Here is a 17,605-nt window from a genome sequence, read left to right as displayed (position 1 = left end):
TGTCGGCCCCTAGGCTGCCGCCATGACCAGTCTGCTGCCGCCCGCCGCCTCCCTGTCCGCCGACGAAGCCCGGAGGATCGCCCTGCGCGCCCAGGGCTTCCTGGGTGCGCCGGACCGGCGCGGCGGGGTGCGCGGCGTGCTGCGCCACCTGGGCGCGGTGCAGCTCGACACGATCTCCGTGCTGGCCCGGTCGCACGAGCTGATTCCGTACGCCCGGCTGGGCGCCGTGGGCCGCACCGCCGTCGAGACCGCCTACTGGACCGGCGCTCACGCCTTCGAGTACTGGTCGCATGCCGCCTGCATCCTGCCCATCGAGGAATGGCCGCACTTCGCCTTCCGCCGCCGTGCCTACCGCGACCGCCCGCAATGGCACCACGACCTCCCGGACAGCGCGTACGAAGCGGTGATCAAGCAGCTGCGGGCCGAAGGACCGCTGACCGCAACGCAATTGGGCGGCGCGAAGAACGGCGGGGAATGGTGGGACTGGTCGGCGTCGAAGGTCGCCGTCGAGCGGGCGCTGATGTACGGCGAAGTGGTGTGCACCGAACGGCGCGGCTGGAAGCGCGTCTACGACCTGGCGGAGCGCGCCGTCCCGGACACCGTCTACCACGACGACCTGGATGACACCGAGTGCCTTCGGCGGCTGGTCCGGCTGGCCGGCCAGTCGCTCGGCGTCGGCACGCGCGCCGACATCGCGGACTACCACCGTCTCAAGGGCGAGCAGGTCGAGGCCGTGATCGCCGACTCGGGGCTCGTCCCGGTCGAGGTCGAGGGCTGGGCCAAGCCCGCCTGGGCCGACCCCGAGGCGCTGGCGAGCGTCCCGCGCGGCCGCCACCGCACGACGCTGCTGTCGCCGTTCGACTCCCTGATCTGGGACCGCCCCCGCACCGAGCGGATCTTCGGTTTCACCCACCGCCTGGAGGCGTACGTCCCCAAGCCCAAGCGGATACACGGGTACTTCGCTATGCCGCTGCTCGCGGGCGGCCGGCTGCTGGGCCGGGTGGACCCGGCGCGCGAGGGGAAGACGCTGGTGGCGCGCCAGGTCTCGCTGATGGGCTCCAAGGCGGTCCGGCCGATGGCCGAGGCCCTGGTCGAGGCGGCGGAGTGGGTCGGCTGCACGAACGTACGACTGGAGCGCGTCGACGGACCGGACCTGCGCGAGCCGCTGACCGCCGAACTGGCCCGCCTCGTCTGACTCCGAGCCGCGGACCGGCCGCCGCTACCTGGCCTCGGGCGGGCCCGGGCCCCACCCGTTCCGGCCCTCGACCCCCGCCTATCTGATCTCCAGGATCTTCTCCCGCATCGCGTAGACCACCGCCTCCATCCTGGAGTGCAGCTGAAGCTTCTCCAGGATGTTGCGCACGTGGTTCTTCACGGTGTTCTCGGAGATGAACAACTCCTTCGCGATGTCGCGGTTGTTCATACCGGTGGCGACCAGCTTGAGGACCTCGAGCTCCCGCTCGGTCAGCCGCGGCGCCGGGACCAGCCGGCGCTCGTCGGTGCGCTGGATCATGGACTTGAACTCGGTGAGGAGCTTGGACGCCATCGACGGACTGATCTGGGACTGCCCGTCGGCCACGGCGCGGATCGCGGTGGCCACCTCGTCCGTGGAGATCTCCTTGAGGAGATACCCGGTCGCACCCGCCTTGATCGCGTCGTAGAGGTCCGCCTCCTCATCGCTGATCGTCAGCATGATGATCTTCGCGCTCGGAGCCACCTCCTTGATCGAGGTGCACGCCTCGATGCCGCCGCGCTTGGGCATCCGTACGTCCATCAGCACGATGTCGGGCAGCAGATCGGCCGCCTTGTCCACGGCCTCCGCGCCGTCCGCGGCCTCGCCGACGACCTGGATGTCCTCCTCCTGCGCGAGGACGATCTCCAGCCCCCGGCGGAACAGGGCGTGATCGTCCACGACCAGCACCCTGATGGGCTCCTTGCGCGCCCTCCCGCCATCCGTACCGGGACCGCCGGAACCGTCGGCGTCCTCCCTGTCGGACTCGTCGTGCACCGGACCGAAGCTGTCCGCCATCGTTCCTCCCCCTGAAGGCCGTGGCCCGAAATTCATGAGCTGCCCCAACCACAGTGTGCAGAGCACCGATTGGCTTGCGACGCCATGATTTCATGCCCTGACGACGGGGCGGTGATCCTGCGGGCGCACGGTGGTGCCCCTGGGGGGCGCACAGGCGCTCCAGGGACACCACCAAAGAGGGATACGGCGCGCTGCCCCGGTTGGTTCAGCGTGCCTGGCGAATCACCCGCCGAGTGCACCGCCGGCGCCGCCCGCCTCGGATTCGGCCAAGGGGTCGGTCGTCAAGTGGATGACACCGTAGTCGTAGGCGTGCCGCCGGTAGACGACACTGGGCTCCTTCGTCTCGGAGTCGACGAAGAGGTAGAAGTCGTGCCCGACCAGCTCCATTTCGTAGAGCGCCTGGTCGAGCGTCATCGCTGCCGCGACATGTGTCTTCTCGCGGACCACCAGCGGCCCTTCGCCCTGCACTTCGAGCGATCCGATCCTGGTGGTGGGGATGGTCGGCGCGGGTTCGTCCGCGACCAGTACCCCGTTGCCGTTGATGGCCGCGGCGCCCTGCACCGTGGTACCGACCTCGGCTGCCGACAGCCTGCCGCTGCCACGACGTGTGTGTCGCTTGTCGTGCTGCTTGCGCAGCCGCGCCTCCAGCTTTCCCGTGGCGAGGTCGAGTGCCGCGTACGGGTCGCCGGCCGACGCCTCCGCCCGGATGACCGGGCCACGGGAGTGAAGCGTGATCTCCACACGGTCGGAACGGTCGGCCTGCCGCGGATTGGGCTCCTTGGACACCTCAACGTCCAGGCTGATCACCTTGCCGTCGAGCTTCTGGATCTTGTCCAGCTTCAGCTTCTCGGCCACGTGCTTGCGGAACCTCTCGGGCACCTCGGTCTTGCGGCCCTTGACGACGATGTCCACGCAGAACTCCGTTCCTGGATAGCCCCGCTACAACGGCGGAGCGTCTCCCTTTCGCACCAGGTTCCGGTGTTCACCGGAACCTCGGACTTGGTGACTTTCACCTCCTCCTCCCCAGTCGACAAGGTCCCCACCCCATCGACTTCGGGTCGAAGGAAAAACCCGAAGCGCAGCCGTTCCAACAAGTGAGGCACAGGCTCTGCCTTTCCTCACAACCGAACATAGCTCGCCCGGACGGGTGTCGGCACCCGCTACCGGCGCGTACCTCCATTCAAGTGCTTTTCCCCTCTCTCTACCTGCAACGTTCCGAGTTCCCCGTCAGTTCCGGTTTATTACGAACGACAGCGACGGTGCGGCGACCACAGCCGCTCTCACCTGTCCGGATGCGAAAATCGGCCGTTCTGCGACGGCACTCAGTGCCCGGGCCGCCTCCGCGAGTGAAGCCCCCGTTGTCATGACATCGTCCACCAGCACCGCCCTGCCGCCCTCCAGGAGCCGTCCGCCGCCGACGACGACCTCCAGGGCCCCCGCCAGGTTCGCCGCCCGCTCAGGGGCGCTCAGGCCCGCCTGATCGCTCACCGCACGCCACTGCCGGAGCACCGCCGACACCCGGGCCGGCACCCCGGCGCTCCGCAGCCGGCTCGCGGCGGCCCGTGCGATCCTGCGCACCGGATCGTGCCCGCGGGCCCGGACGGCACTGCGCGCGGACGGCACCGGTACGAGCAGCAGCGGACCCGCAGCCCCGCCCGGCGAGGCGGCCGCCGAGGACCGCACCGCGCCCGCCAGTGCGCCCCCGAGCGCCCACGCGAGCTCCAGTGCGCCCCGCTCCTTGTGCCCGAGCAGCACGGCCCGTACCGCGTCCTCGTAAGGAGCGGCGGCGTGGACGAGCGGCAGACCCGGCGGCTCCGGCCAGGGACGCGCACGGCGCGGCCCGGCTCCGTACAGCGCCTGCTCGCACTCCGCGCACAGCAGCGCGCGCGGCCTGCCGCAGCCGCCGCACGCGACCGGCAGCACCAGACCGGCGACCTCCCGCCACCATCCGCGCATGGGCTCCACTGTGCCCGGCGGCGCCCACAGCAACCACCCCTGTGGACAAGGGTGGACAACTGGTGAACAACTCGATCAGGAGTGACAGGAAGCTATCCGGGATAGACCGGGTACGACCCCTTGCTGACCACGGTCTTCCAGTTCGCGCCGGGCGGCAGCCGCACGATGCCGTCCTCCAGCGAGTGCGCCAGCAGCGGCAGCCGGTCGTCGTCCGCCGAGGCGACCGCCGTCACCCGGTTCGCGCCCGGCACCGACTGGGCGTCCGACGTCGAACCGTCCGTCTGGAGATAGCGCAGCTGCTGCACACCGCCGGACTCACGGCCGACCACCACGAGGCGGCTGCGGCCGGCCCAGGACACGGCCGTCACTTCCTCCATCTGCGGCGCGATGGGCCGCAGATCGGCGACGGACACCTCCGGCTTGCCCTCCGGTCCGTGCCGCTCGATCCGGCCGAGCTTCAAGGTCGTCCGGCCGTTCTCAGACACCAGCAGCGCTATCCGGACACCGTCCGCCGACACCTTCAGCGCCTCGATGCGAGCACCGTCCAGGCCGTCGACGACCTTGACATCCCGGGCCTCGCCCTCACCGCCGGCCAGCCGCAGCAGCCGGGGCTGGCGCGGGTCCCGGTCCGCCACCCACAGGTCGCCCCGGCCGTCCCAGCTCGGCGCCGAGAGCCGGTCCTTCTCCTGCTTGGCGCTGCTGGTCAGCACGGGCTCCACCGGCTCGCTGTCCGAGACCACGGAGGCCACATACATCGAGCGCGCGTCCTGCGAGATCCCCGCCGCGTGCCGTTCCATGCGCGACACCGCGACCGCGCCGAGGCGCCGCTCACCGCTGCCGAGCGGCCCCGGCACGGGCTCGGCCTCCTCCTCGGCGCCGGTGTTGTCCTCGCTTCCCACCATCCGTACGAGACGGTGTTTCGTGTCGAGGAAGTACTGGTAGTCCGGGCTCCCCGAGGCACGTTCCGGAGCGAAATCCTCCGCCTGGTCCCCGCCGAGGACGCACAGGGTCGAGCCGTCCGACCGCTGCAACTCCACCTGTCCGACCCGGTACGACGTCAGGTCCCGCAGCGTGAAGAGCAGTTGGGCGGCCATCTCCCGGCACCGCTTCTGCCCGACGTTGGACGCCTTCCCGTTGAGCGGCACCTTGAGCACGTTGCGGTCGTCGAACGCCAGCGACTTGGCACCGTCCTCCAGCTTCAGCGCCGTACCGGTGGGGAAGCTCGAACCCACCACCGGCTTCAGCCAGTTCGTCGGGCCGCTCAGCAGCGCCTCGACCGTCTGCGTCACCTGGTCCATCTGCGTCTGCGGGTCCGTGCGCTTGCGCACGTACACCGGGTCGGCGACCAGCCACGGGTGGGCGGCGCCGGTCCGCTCCGACGACGTACCGGAAGCGAAGTAGTACTTGTTGACGGAGTGATAGATGCGCTCGAAGTCCGACTCACCGAGGACGAGGCCCTGCGGCAGGCCGTCGATGCGCCATTCCTTGCCGTCCGGCCCGTTCTGCCTGCTGAGATAGACCGTCTCGTGGTACGAGCGATTGACCGGCTGGTACGCGCGCTGCTCGTTCACCTCGGCGATCTTCGTGCCGGTCAGCGCGTACGCGTACGTTCCGTCCTCGCGGTCGTTGACCCGCTGGTCCTGGGGCACCGGGCCGTTGTCGAGCACGGTGACCTGGGTGGGGTCCCACTGCTCGGAAGCCTTCTTGGTCAGGTACTTCCGAGCGGTGGCGAACTGCGGGTCGTCCCCCGTCATCGCCTCCAGGAAACCCTCGACGATCTCATTGGGCTGCGCCCCCTTGCGCGGCGCCATCCCGTACACCCGCACCTGGGAGTCACCGCGCGGGGAAGCCTCCACGGCCTCCACGTCGCCGCTGTCCGGCATCGACGCACAGCCGGCCAGGAGCAATCCACCGCACCCCAGCAGCACCGTCGTCCGCGGCACCCGCCACCGGTCGCCACGCCTACGCTCAGTGCCCACGGGTGATGTCCTTCCGATCCGCCTGCGATGCGCCGTCCGCGTCGCCCGTCGGGCGCGCCACCACCCGGGCACCGTTGCCGGGCAGCGCCGTCGGGTCGGCCGCCGGCGCCGCACGCGGCGGCACGGGCAGCGGCGAGCGGTCGGCGCCCGGCTGGGCCGGCACCGTCGCGAGCCGGTTGGCTCCGCCGCCCGGCCGATCCCCGGTCACCCGGCTGTCGGCCTGCGCGCGCTCGCGCGCACGCCGTGAATCCTCGGGCTCCAGCGGAATCGGGGAACCGCGCAGCGACTCGTCCGCCGTACGCGGCAGAGTCATCCGGAACTGCGATCCGCCGCCCGGCTCCCCCCACGCCTGCAACCAGCCACCGTGCAGCCGCGCGTCCTCCACGGCGATGGACAGACCGAGGCCCGTACCGCCGGTGTGGCGCGCACGCGCCGGATCGGCCCGCCAGAACCGGTTGAACACCCGGGTCGCCTCACCCGGCTTCAGTCCGACGCCGTAGTCACGGACCGCGACGGCGACCGCGCCGCCCGCGGCACCCAGCCGGACCACGACGTCCCGGCCCTCACCGTGCTCGACGGCGTTGACGACGAGGTTGCGCAGGACGCGCTCCACCCGCCGCGCATCGGCCTCCGCGACCACGGGCTGCTCGTCACCGGTCACCCGTATCCGGGTGCCCTTGCGCTCCGCCAGCGGCTCGGCGCCCTCGATGACCCTGCGTACGACCTCACGCAGGTCTATCGGCTCCGCCTCCAGAGCCGCCGCCCCCGCGTCGAACCGGCTGATCTCCAGCAGGTCGGCGAGCAGCGACTCGAAGCGGTCCAGCTGCCCGGCGAGCAGCTCGGCGGACCGAGCCGTCACGGGGTCGAAGTCGGAACGCGCCTCGTGGATGACGTCGGCGGCCATCCGTACGGTCGTCAGCGGCGTGCGCAGCTCGTGCGAGACGTCGGAGACGAAGCGCCGCTGGAGCCGGGACAGCTCCTCCAGCTGCTGGATCTTGACCTGCAAGTTCTGGGCCATCTTGTTGAAGGCTTCACCGAGCCGCGCGATGTCGTCCTCGCCCGTGACCTTCATACGTTCCTGGAGCCGGCCCGCGGACAGCCGCTCGGCGACCCCGGCGGCCATGCGCACGGGCGTGACGACCTGCCGTACGACCAGCCAGGCGATGCCGCCGAACAGGACGACGACGAACACGCCCGCGGTGGCGAGCGTGGTCTTCACCAGGCTCAGCGACTCCTCCTCCTGCGTCAGCGGGAAGAGGTAGTAGAGCTGGTACGGCTGGCCGCTGTTGTCGTTCAGCTGCTTGCCGATGACCAGACCGGGCTCGGGTTCCTGCTCGTCGGTGTAGGTGATCCGTACGAAGGCCTTGTGCGCCTTCCCCGTCCCCTGGTCGATCTCGTCCCGCAGCTTCTGCGGCACGCTCGCACTCTGGTTCACACCACCCGAGACGCGCGGCCCGCGATTGCTGGAACTCTCGTCGTCCGAGTTGGCACTCAGCGCCACCACATGGAACGCCTGACGGCCGCCGCTGGCCAGCTGCTCGACCAGCTCGGTCCTCCAGTTCGTGGAGTTCCGCGCGGTGGCCCTGGCCTCGGCGCTGTCGCTCGCACCGGTTCCCGCGACGGTACGGGCCTTCTCCTCCGCCACGTCGAAGCCACCGGCCGCCTGACTCTGCGCGGCCTCCTGCTTCGCGTCGAGCAGACCGTTGCGCACCTGCCACATCACGACGAACCCGAGCAGCAGCACCACGCCGAGCGACATCACCAGCGAGCCGACGACCACCCGCAGCTGGATGTTGCGACGCCACAGCCGCAACGACGGCAGCAGCGGCCGGCGCACCCAGCGCGCGAAGAGCCGCAGGGCCGGACCACTCTGCAGAAAGCGTCCGGCCCTGGACGTCCTTCGCCGAGGAACGGCAGCCCGCTCCGTACGGACTCCCGGCCCCCCCGGCATCGGAGCAGCGCTGCCTAGGGTCATATCAGCTGGGTCCGGCCTTGTAGCCGACCCCGCGGACGGTCACGACGATCTCCGGCCGCTCCGGGTCCTTCTCGACCTTGGAGCGCAACCGCTGGACATGGACATTGACCAGCCGGGTGTCCGCGGCGTGGCGATAGCCCCACACCTGCTCCAGCAGCACCTCGCGGGTGAACACCTGCCAGGGCTTACGGGCGAGCGCGACCAGCAGGTCGAACTCGAGCGGGGTCAGGGCGATGGACTGCCCGTCCCGCTTCACGGAATGACCGGCCACATCAATGACCAGATCCCCGATTGCCAGCTGTTCCGGCGCCGGCTCCTCCGACCTCCTCAGTCGCGCCCTGATACGGGCGACGAGCTCCTTGGGCTTGAACGGCTTGACGATGTAGTCGTCAGCACCGGACTCCAGCCCGACCACCACATCTACGGTGTCGCTCTTGGCGGTGAGCATGACGATCGGCACCCCGGACTCGGCCCGGATGAGCCGGCAGACTTCGATGCCGTCCCGTCCGGGCAGCATGAGATCCAGCAGCACCAGGTCAGGCTTGGCCTCCCTGAAAGCGGCCAGTGCCTTGTCGCCATCCGCTACGAACGACGGCTCAAAACCTTCACCACGCAGCACAATGCCGAGCATCTCGGCCAGTGCGGTGTCGTCGTCGACGACAAGGACGCGTCCCTTCATAAACGACATCATCCCATTAGCTAATCGTTACCTGGCGTGACCTGGCACACAGCTCCGCCAGTGCGGCCCCCGTGACCGGGGAAATTGCACCCTGCTCCGTGACGATCGCGGTCACCAGTTCTGGCGGCGTGACGTCGAAGGCCGGGTTGTACGCCTGGGTCCCCAGTGGCGCCACAGGCATCCCGACCCCGATTCCGGCATCAGATCCAGCCACCGAAACCGACGGCACCGTGAACTCTGTCACCTCCTGGCCCGACCGCTGCTCCACCTCGATGGAGGCACCGTCCGGAGTACCGAGATCCACCGTGGTCACAGGCGCGACCACGATGAACGGAACGTGGTGGTACTTGGCCAGTACCGCGAGCGGATAGCTCCCCACCTTGTTCGCCACCGAACCGTCGGCCGCGATCCGGTCCGCCCCGATGAGGACGGCGTCCACCTCACCCGCGGCGAAGAGCGAACCCGCGGCGTTGTCCGTGAGCAAGGTGTACGCCATGCCGTGCCGGGCCGCCTCGTAGGTCGTGAGCCGGGCCCCCTGGAGCAGCGGGCGCGTCTCGTCGACCCACAGCCTGCGCAGCCGGCCCGTCCGGTGCGCGGCCAGCGCCACGGCGAACGCCGTGCCCTCGCCGCCCGAGACCAGAGCCCCGGTGTTGCAGTGAGTGAGGATGCGGTGCCCGCCTCCGGGCAGCAGCTCCTCCAGGAGAGCCAGCCCGTGCGCCGCCATCCGCACACTGGCCTCGGCGTCGGCCCGGTGCAGCTCCCGCGCCGCGGCCAGCGCCGCAGCGGCGGCCCGCCCACTGTCCGCACCCTTCTCGACCGCCGCCCGGTACGCCGCCGCAGCGTGCCGCACCCCGGAGCCGAGGTTCACGGCGGTGGGCCGCGCCCGCTCAAGCAGCCCCACGGCCTCGTCCACGTCGTAGCCCCGCGCGGCGGCCAGAGCCACCCCGTAGGCGCCCGCGAGCCCCAGCACAGGCGCGCCGCGGACGGCGAGCGACTGGATGGCCTGCACCAGGGCAGGCACGTCCGTACAGACCAGCTCGACTTCCTGGGCGGGGAGCCGCGTCTGGTCGAGCAGCACCAGCACGGGCCCCTCGGGCGGCTCCTCCCAGCGCAGCGTAGGGAGCGCGGGCGGCTCGGCGCCCGCTGGGAATTGCGCGTCCTGATCAGCCATCTGCCCAGTCTGCCCGCTGAGACCCCGACAATTGAAGGTGCGCACGAGATACGGGGCCCCGTTCGCCGACAGGTGCCCCATGACACGATAGCTGCCAACCTGCCGCCGCGACCGCGGACGGGCACCGTGAAGGAGCGACCATGAACGAGTCTCCGGGCTGGGCCTCGCCCGGATCCGCCCCCTCCGACGGCCAGGAACCGGGCGTTCCCCGGCCGGCCGAGCCCACCGACCACAGCGACGCCTCGTCGAAGTGGTCGAAGGAGCAGCCGCCGGCAGGCCAGTGGTCCGCGCCCAGCGGCTCCGGCACGCCCTCGGGCCCCCCGCGGCAGCCCACGCCGAACTGGGGCGGCAGCCCGCAAGGAGGCCACTGGGGCGGTCCTCCGCCGGCTGCCAAGCCCGGGGTGATTCCCCTGCGGCCGCTCAGCGTCGGCGAAATCCTCGACGGAGCGGTGTCGACCCTGCGCGCCCACTGGCGCACCGTCCTCGGCATCACGGTCACCGTCGCGGTGATCACTCAGATCTGCGACATCCTGATCCAGCGCTACCTGCTCCCCGCACCGGCCGAGGTCGACCCGAACGCCACGCCGTCCGAGGCCCTCAGTCAGTCGTTCGACGTCGTGCGGAGCACTCTGGTCAATTCGGCCCCCACCTTCGCGATCACGCTCGTCGCCACCCTCTTCACCACGGCGCTGCTCACCATGGTGATCAGCCGCTCCATCCTCGGCCGCCCGGTGACGCTCGCCGACGCCTGGCGCGAGGCCAAGCCCCAGCTGGCACGACTGCTCGGTCTGACCCTGCTGCTCCCTGCCATCGCCTTCGCGATCATGACGGTCGGCGTTCTGCCGGGCATGCTCCTCGGCGGCCCGGCAGGCATCGCCCTGTCGCTGTTCTGCGGCCTCGCGGCCTTCGTCGTCGTCCTGTGGCTGATGATCCGGTTCAGCCTCGCCTCCCCGGCGCTGATGCTGGAACGGCAGAGCATCAAGAAGTCCCTGAGCCGCTCGGCCAAGCTGGTCGGCGGAGCCTGGTGGCGGATCTTCGGCATCACGCTGCTCACGTTGCTGCTGACCTTCATCGTGTCGATGATCATCGCCGTACCGTTCGGCCTCATCGCCTACGCAGCGGACGACGGCCTGAGCAGCCTGTTCGCCGGGGAGACTCCCGAATTCGGCTGGCCCTTCCTGATCATTACCGGCATCGGCGCCGTGATCGCCGCCTCGATCACCTACCCGATCTCCGCCGGCGTGAGTGTCCTGCTCTACGTGGACCAGCGCATCCGCCGCGAGGCGCTGGACCTCGAACTCGCCCGCGCCGCCGACATCCCCGGCTACGGCCCTCAGCAGTCCACCGACACCACACCCGGGAGCTGATGCGGTGTCCACAGCGGGGGGCAGGACAACAGCGGCGAGCATGTGGGCTCGCACCAGTGACGACGTACCGGTGGACATCCCGCGCGTCCCGGCCCGCGAGGCCGCGGAACGCGAACTGTCCAAGCCGATGTACCACGAGAACGACCCCAGCGTCCTCCAGCGCGCCATCGACCGCTTCCTGGAATGGGTCAACGACCTGTTCACCGCGGCGTCCGGAGCCACCCCCGGAGGTACGGTCGGGCTCGTCGTGATCGTCGTACTCGTCGTCCTCCTCGCCGCCGGCCTGTGGCTGCGGCTCGGCACCCCCCGGCGCACGCCTGCCTCGGAGGGGACGCTGTTCGAAGAGGGCCCGCGCAGCGCGGCCGAGCACCGCGCCGCCGCCGAGGCACACGCCGCAGCGCACCGCTGGAACCAGGCCGTCCAGGAACGGATGCGGGCCGTCGTACGGTCCCTGGAGGAACGCGCTCTCCTGGACCCGCGCCCCGGCCGCACGGCGGACGAAGCCGCCGCGGAAGCCGGAAAGTCCCTTCCCGGCCATGCCGGCCGACTGCGCACCGCTGCCCGCGAGTTCGACGACGTCACGTACGGCGGCCGCACGGCCGACGCCCAGGCGTACCAGCGACTGAGTGCACTCGACTCTGAAGTCGAACGGACAAAGCCCCTGCTCAGCGGTGCGGTCCAGAGGGCTGCCGGATGACCGCGACTCCCGCCCCCGCCACCTCGTCCTCCGTCACGGCCCGCCAGCTCTGGACACGCTCCCGGGGTGTCCTCCTGGGGCTCGCCGTCATCCTGGTCGCCGGCATCGCCATCGCCGCCGTACGTTCCGGCGACCACCACGGCCGACTCGACCCGCGCTCGGCGGACCCTCTCGGCAGCCGCGCCGTCACCGAACTGCTCAAGGCCCGCGGCGTGAGCACCCGTGTGGTCACCACCCTCGACGAGGCCACCGCCGCGGCGACCGGCGGCACCACTCTCCTGGTCACAGCCCCCGACCTCCTGACGCACAGCCAGCAGACCCAACTCCGCACCACAATTGAGGACTCCGCGTCTCGTACGGTGCTTCTCGCCCCCGGCACCTCCTCCGTCCCCACGCTGGCCCCCGGCGTACGCGCCGAGAAGCGCACCGGCGTTTCGCCGCGCTCTCCCCAGTGCTCGCTGCCCGCCGCCCTCCGCGCCGGCGATGCCGAAACCGGCGGAGTCCGCTACACCACCGAGGCCACGGCCGCCGACGCCTGCTACCTCAGCGACGGCCTCGCCACGCTCCTGCGCGTACCGCACTCGGCCGGCAACGACACCGTGCTGCTCGGCGCTCCCGACATCCTCTACAACGAACGCCTCGGCAAACAGGGCAACGCCTCGCTCGCCCTCCAACTGCTCGGCTCCCGGCCTCATCTCGTCTGGTACCTCCCCTCGCTGGGCGACGCCTCCGCCACCGACGGCGGCGAAAACAGCTTCTACGACCTCGTTCCTCCCGGCTGGGTCTGGGCGACACTCCAACTCGCCCTCGCCGCCGCACTCACCGCGATCTGGCGCGCACGCCGGCTCGGTCCCCTCGTCACCGAACAGCTCCCCGTAGCCGTCCGTGCCTCCGAGACCACCGAGGGCCGCGCACGTCTTTACCGCAGGGCCGAAGCCCGCGACCGCGCAGCCTCAGCCCTGCGCTCGGCAACCCGCACCCGCCTCCCCCCCCTTCTCGGCGTACCCGCCTCCCGGGCCCACGCCTCCGACGCCCTGCTCCCAGCCGTCTCATCCCACCTGCCGACGACGGGCCGGGACCTCTCGTCCCTGCTCTTCGGCACCGCTCCCGCCGACGACGCCGGCCTCATCCGCCTGGCAGACGAACTCGACGCCCTCGAAAGAGAGGTACGCGCTTCATGAGCGCCCAGCCCGCAGAGACCCCAGACAGCGCCCGCGCCTCCCTCGAGGCCCTGCGCACCGAGATCGCAAAGGCCGTGGTCGGCCAGGACCCCGCTGTCACAGGACTCGTCGTAGCCCTGCTCTGCCGAGGCCATGTCCTGCTCGAAGGAGTACCGGGAGTAGCGAAGACGCTCCTGGTCCGCGCACTGGCGGCATCCCTCGAACTGGACACCAAGCGCGTCCAGTTCACCCCCGACCTCATGCCCAGCGACGTCACCGGATCGCTGGTCTACGACGCCCGCACCGCCGAATTCTCGTTCCAGCCGGGCCCTGTCTTCACGAACCTCCTCCTCGCGGACGAAATCAACCGCACGCCCCCCAAGACCCAGGCATCGCTCCTGGAGGCCATGGAGGAGCGCCAGGTCACCGTTGACGGCACGCCCCGCCCCCTGCCCGACCCCTTCCTGGTCGCCGCGACCCAGAACCCCGTGGAGTACGAGGGCACTTACCCTCTTCCCGAGGCCCAACTGGACCGCTTTCTCCTCAAGCTCACGATCCCTCTGCCGTCCCGCGAGGACGAGATCGGCGTTCTGACGCGCCACGCCGAGGGCTTCAACCCCCGCGACTTGCACGCAGCGGGACTACGCCCCGCCGCCGGGCCCGCCGACCTTGAAGCGGCCCGCGCCGCAGTCGCCAAGACAGCGGTCTCCCCAGAGATCACCGGCTACGTCGTCGATATCTGCCGTGCCACCCGAGAATCCCCCTCGCTCACTCTCGGTGTCTCGCCCCGAGGCGCCACCGCCCTGCTCTCCACCGCTCGCGCCTGGGCCTGGCTCACCGGCAGGGACTACGTCATCCCCGACGATGTGAAGGCCCTGGCACTTCCCACCCTGCGCCATCGCATCCAGCTCCGGCCCGAGGCCGAGATGGAAGGAGTCACCGCAGACTCCGTCATCACTGCGATCCTCACCCACGTCCCCGTCCCCCGCTGAGGCGATCACTGTGGCCCTCACCGGACGCACCGCACTCCTCGCGGCACTCGGCGCGATCCCCATCGGCATCCTCGCGCCGAACTGGTCCGGGGTCCTCGCCGTGAACGCTCCCCTCACACTCGCAATTGTGTGCGACTACGCTCTGGCGGCGCCAGTGCGAAAGCTCCGTTTCACCCGAAGTGGTGACACGTCAGTTCGCTTGGGTGACGCGGCTCAAGTCCAGCTGACCGTCACCAACCCGTCCGGCCGCCCCTTGCGCGCTCAGCTCCGTGACGCCTGGCCGCCCAGCAGCTGGCCGGCAGGCACCGAGCAGGCAGCGTCCCGCCACGAGCTCGTAGTCCCAGCCGGAGAACGGCGCCGTCTCACCACCGCACTGCGCCCCACCCGTCGGGGTGACCGCCACTCCGAACGCATCACCGTTCGCTCGTTCGGGCCGTTGGGCCTGGCGGCACGCCAGGGCAGTCACGCCGTCCCCTGGACGGTGCGCGTGCTTCCCCCCTTCGCCAGCCGCAAGCACCTGCCCTCCAAACTGGCCCGCCTCCGGGAACTCGACGGCCGAACAAGCGTCCTCACGCGCGGCGAAGGCACCGAATTCGACAGCCTTCGCGATTACGTTCCGGGTGACGACACGCGCTCCATCGACTGGCGCGCCACCGCCCGGCAGAACACCGTCGCCGTACGCACGTGGCGTCCGGAACGCGACCGCCACATCCTGATCGTCCTCGACACCGGCCGCACTTCGGCCGGCCGCGTCGGTGACGTGCCGCGCCTGGACGCCGCCATGGACGCGGCTCTCCTTCTCGGGGCTCTCGCTTCGCGAGCGGGCGACCGGGTCGATCTGCTGGCCTACGACCGCCGCATCCGCGCCCAGGTTCAGGGCCGCACGGCAGGCGATCTCCTGCCTGCCCTGGTCAACGCACTGGCCCCGTTGGAGCCGGCGCTGGTGGAAACCGACGCCCGCGGTCTCAGCGCAACCGCTCTGACCAACGCCCCTCGCGGTTCCCTGATCGTGCTGCTGACGGGCCTGGACGCCACTCCGGTCGAAGAGGGCATCCTCCCGGTTCTCCCGCAGCTCACCCAGCGCCACACGGTGCTGGTAGCCGCGGTGGCCGACCCCCGCGTCGACCAGATGGCAGCCGGACGCGGCACATTGGACGCCGTCTACGAAGCCGCAGCCGCTACGCAGGCCCAGGAACAGCGCCGCCGCACGGCGGAGAAACTCACCCGCCACAACGTCACGGTCGTGGACGCCACCCCCGACGACCTGGCCCCGGCTCTCGCAGACGCATACCTCGCCTTGAAGGCAGCCGGCCGCCTGTAGAAAAAAGGCGGCCAGCCCAGCACGAGACCCATATCCATACGAGTGAAAGGCTCCGCCACCCGGCGATCGAGCCTTGAACGCAGAAAAGCCCCGCACCATAAGGTGCGGGGCTTTCCCACAATAATTGTTCGGCGGCGTCCTACTCTCCCACAGGGTCCCCCCTGCAGTACCATCGGCGCTGAAAGGCTTAGCTTCCGGGTTCGGAATGTAACCGGGCGTTTCCCTAACGCTATGACCACCGAAACTCTATGAAGTTGAACAAACCGGAAACGGCACAGTTCGTTACTTCAGAACTAACACAGTGGACGCGAGCAACTGAGGACAAGCCCTCGGCCTATTAGTACCAGTCAGCTCCACCCGTTACCGGGCTTCCACATCTGGCCTATCAACCCAGTCGTCTACTGGGAGCCTTAACCCCTCAAAGGGGGTGGGAATACTCATCTCGAAGCAGGCTTCCCGCTTAGATGCTTTCAGCGGTTATCCTTTCCGAACGTAGCCAACCAGCCATGCCCTTGGCAGGACAACTGGCACACCAGAGGTTCGTCCGTCCCGGTCCTCTCGTACTAGGGACAGCCCTTCTCAATATTCCTACGCGCGCAGAGGATAGGGACCGAACTGTCTCACGACGTTCTAAACCCAGCTCGCGTACCGCTTTAATGGGCGAACAGCCCAACCCTTGGGACCGACTCCAGCCCCAGGATGCGACGAGCCGACATCGAGGTGCCAAACCATCCCGTCGATATGGACTCTTGGGGAAGATCAGCCTGTTATCCCCGGGGTACCTTTTATCCGTTGAGCGACAGCGCTTCCACAAGCCACTGCCGGATCACTAGTCCCGACTTTCGTCCCTGCTCGACCCGTCGGTCTCACAGTCAAGCTCCCTTGTGCACTTACACTCAACACCTGATTGCCAACCAGGCTGAGGGAACCTTTGGGCGCCTCCGTTACTCTTTAGGAGGCAACCGCCCCAGTTAAACTACCCATCAGACACTGTCCCTGATCCGGATCACGGACCGAGGTTAGACATCCAGCACGACCAGAGTGGTATTTCAAGATTGACTCCACACACACTGGCGTGCATGCTTCAAAGTCTCCCACCTATCCTACACAAGCCGAACCGAACACCAATATCAAACTGTAGTAAAGGTCCCGGGGTCTTTCCGTCCTTCTGCGCGAAACGAGCATCTTTACTCGTAGTGCAATTTCACCGGGCCTATGGTTGAGACAGTCGAGAAGTCGTTACGCCATTCGTGCAGGTCGGAACTTACCCGACAAGGAATTTCGCTACCTTAGGATGGTTATAGTTACCACCGCCGTTTACTGGCGCTTAAGTTCTCAGCTTCGCACGCCCGAAAGCGCACTAACCGGTCCCCTTAACGTTCCAGCACCGGGCAGGCGTCAGTCCGTATACATCGCCTTACGGCTTCGCACGGACCTGTGTTTTTAGTAAACAGTCGCTTCTCGCTGGTCTCTGCGGCCACCCCCAGCTCACGGAGTAAATCCGATCACCAGTGATGGCCCCCCTTCTCCCGAAGTTACGGGGGCATTTTGCCGAGTTCCTTAACCATAGTTCACCCGAACGCCTCGGTATTCTCTACCTGACCACCTGAGTCGGTTTAGGGTACGGGCCGCCATGAAACTCGCTAGAGGCTTTTCTCGACAGCATAGGATCATCCACTTCACCACAATCGGCTCGGCATCAGGTCTCAGCCTTAACGAGGGACGGATTTACCTACCCCTCGGCCTACACCCTTACCCCGGGACAACCACCGCCCGGGCTGGACTACCTTCCTGCGTCACCCCATCGCTTACCTACTACCACCTTGGACCGGCGGCTCCACCACTTCCCTTTGCCCGAAGGCTCCAGGACGGCTTCACGGCCTTAGCATCAATGGATTCGATACTGGGCGTTTCAAAGCGGGTACCGGAATATCAACCGGTTGTCCATCGACTACGCCTGTCGGCCTCGCCTTAGGTCCCGACTTACCCTGGGCAGATCAGCTTGACCCAGGAACCCTTAGTCAATCGGCGCACACGTTTCTCACGTGTGTATCGCTACTCATGCCTGCATTCTCACTCGTGAACCGTCCACAACTCGCTTCCGCGGCTGCTTCACCCGGCACACGACGCTCCCCTACCCATCCCACGGGCGTTGGCCCTTAATGCTGGAATGACACGACTTCGGCGGTACGCTTGAGCCCCGCTACATTGTCGGCGCGGAATCACTTGACCAGTGAGCTATTACGCACTCTTTCAAGGGTGGCTGCTTCTAAGCCAAC

The 17,605-nt window shown here is 68.8% G+C and carries 13 protein-coding genes and 2 rRNA genes (1 of these 15 running past the window's edge); 6 read left to right on the top strand and 9 right to left on the bottom strand.

Annotation, left to right across the window (positions count from 1 at the left end):
* Positions 1-22 precede the first annotated feature (22 nt).
* A complete protein-coding gene (locus tag AS594_RS21165; RefSeq protein ID WP_069928531.1) occupies positions 23-1,195 on the top strand; it encodes a winged helix-turn-helix domain-containing protein in 1,173 nt (390 codons plus the stop codon).
* 78 nt (positions 1,196-1,273) lie between these two features.
* Here the strand turns inward: AS594_RS21165 and AS594_RS21160 are convergent, their stop codons facing one another.
* From AS594_RS21160 to mtnA, 7 genes are all read right to left on the bottom strand, one after another.
* Positions 1,274-2,029 (bottom strand): response regulator, encoded by a 756-nt coding sequence (locus tag AS594_RS21160; protein ID WP_069928530.1) that lies wholly within the window; start codon positions 2,027-2,029, stop codon positions 1,274-1,276.
* Positions 2,030-2,251: 222 nt separating this feature from the next.
* On the bottom strand, positions 2,252-2,941 hold the full coding sequence (gene hpf, locus AS594_RS21155) for a ribosome hibernation-promoting factor, HPF/YfiA family (RefSeq protein WP_069928529.1): 690 nt from the start codon (positions 2,939-2,941) through the stop codon (positions 2,252-2,254).
* 315 nt (positions 2,942-3,256) lie between these two features.
* Positions 3,257-3,985, bottom strand: a complete 729-nt coding sequence (locus AS594_RS21150; protein WP_069928528.1) for a ComF family protein — start codon at positions 3,983-3,985, stop codon at positions 3,257-3,259.
* A gap of 92 nt (positions 3,986-4,077) precedes the next feature.
* A complete protein-coding gene (locus AS594_RS21145; RefSeq protein ID WP_069928527.1) occupies positions 4,078-5,964 on the bottom strand; it encodes an LpqB family beta-propeller domain-containing protein in 1,887 nt (628 codons plus the stop codon).
* A complete protein-coding gene (mtrB, locus tag AS594_RS21140; RefSeq protein ID WP_079144482.1) occupies positions 5,954-7,939 on the bottom strand; it encodes an MtrAB system histidine kinase MtrB in 1,986 nt (661 codons plus the stop codon). The genes AS594_RS21145 and mtrB overlap by 11 nt, the downstream gene beginning before the upstream one ends.
* Before the next feature lies 1 nt (position 7,940).
* Positions 7,941-8,630 carry a two-component system response regulator MtrA gene (gene mtrA, locus AS594_RS21135; protein WP_187283109.1) on the bottom strand — a complete coding sequence of 230 codons (690 nt, stop codon included), beginning with the start codon at positions 8,628-8,630 and terminating at the stop codon, positions 7,941-7,943.
* Between the two features lie 4 nt (positions 8,631-8,634).
* Positions 8,635-9,789 carry an S-methyl-5-thioribose-1-phosphate isomerase gene (gene mtnA / locus AS594_RS21130; RefSeq protein ID WP_069928526.1) on the bottom strand — a complete coding sequence of 385 codons (1,155 nt, stop codon included), beginning with the start codon at positions 9,787-9,789 and terminating at the stop codon, positions 8,635-8,637.
* A 140-nt stretch (positions 9,790-9,929) separates the two neighbouring features.
* Here mtnA and AS594_RS21125 point away from each other — a divergent pair, with 140 nt between their 5' ends.
* Genes AS594_RS21125 through AS594_RS21105 form a run of 5 tightly spaced genes read left to right on the top strand, consistent with a single transcriptional unit; the run spans position 9,930 to position 15,326 of the window.
* Complete coding sequence (locus tag AS594_RS21125) at positions 9,930-11,156, top strand: DUF7847 domain-containing protein (RefSeq protein WP_069928525.1); 1,227 nt, start codon at positions 9,930-9,932, stop codon at positions 11,154-11,156.
* 40 nt (positions 11,157-11,196) lie between these two features.
* Complete coding sequence (locus AS594_RS21120; protein WP_069928524.1) at positions 11,197-11,853, top strand: DUF4129 domain-containing protein; 657 nt, start codon at positions 11,197-11,199, stop codon at positions 11,851-11,853.
* A complete protein-coding gene (locus tag AS594_RS21115) occupies positions 11,850-13,034 on the top strand; it encodes a DUF4350 domain-containing protein (protein WP_069935220.1) in 1,185 nt (394 codons plus the stop codon). The genes AS594_RS21120 and AS594_RS21115 overlap by 4 nt, the downstream gene beginning before the upstream one ends.
* On the top strand, positions 13,031-14,005 hold the full coding sequence (locus AS594_RS21110; protein ID WP_069928522.1) for an AAA family ATPase: 975 nt from the start codon (positions 13,031-13,033) through the stop codon (positions 14,003-14,005). The genes AS594_RS21115 and AS594_RS21110 overlap by 4 nt, the downstream gene beginning before the upstream one ends.
* 10 nt (positions 14,006-14,015) lie before the next feature.
* Positions 14,016-15,326 (top strand): DUF58 domain-containing protein, encoded by a 1,311-nt coding sequence (locus AS594_RS21105; protein WP_069928521.1) that lies wholly within the window; start codon positions 14,016-14,018, stop codon positions 15,324-15,326.
* A 126-nt stretch (positions 15,327-15,452) separates the two neighbouring features.
* Here the strand turns inward: AS594_RS21105 and rrf are convergent.
* Both rrf and AS594_RS21095 read right to left on the bottom strand, forming a co-directional pair.
* Positions 15,453-15,569 (bottom strand): 5S ribosomal RNA (gene rrf, locus AS594_RS21100).
* A 74-nt stretch (positions 15,570-15,643) separates the two neighbouring features.
* A 23S ribosomal RNA gene (locus AS594_RS21095) occupies positions 15,644-17,605 on the bottom strand; it runs 1,162 nt beyond the window's last position.

The organism is Streptomyces agglomeratus (assembly GCF_001746415.1).
GTDB lineage: Bacteria > Actinomycetota > Actinomycetes > Streptomycetales > Streptomycetaceae > Streptomyces > Streptomyces agglomeratus.
Note: the sequence above shows the minus strand (reverse complement) of the source record. Positions and strands in the feature narration are given on the sequence as shown.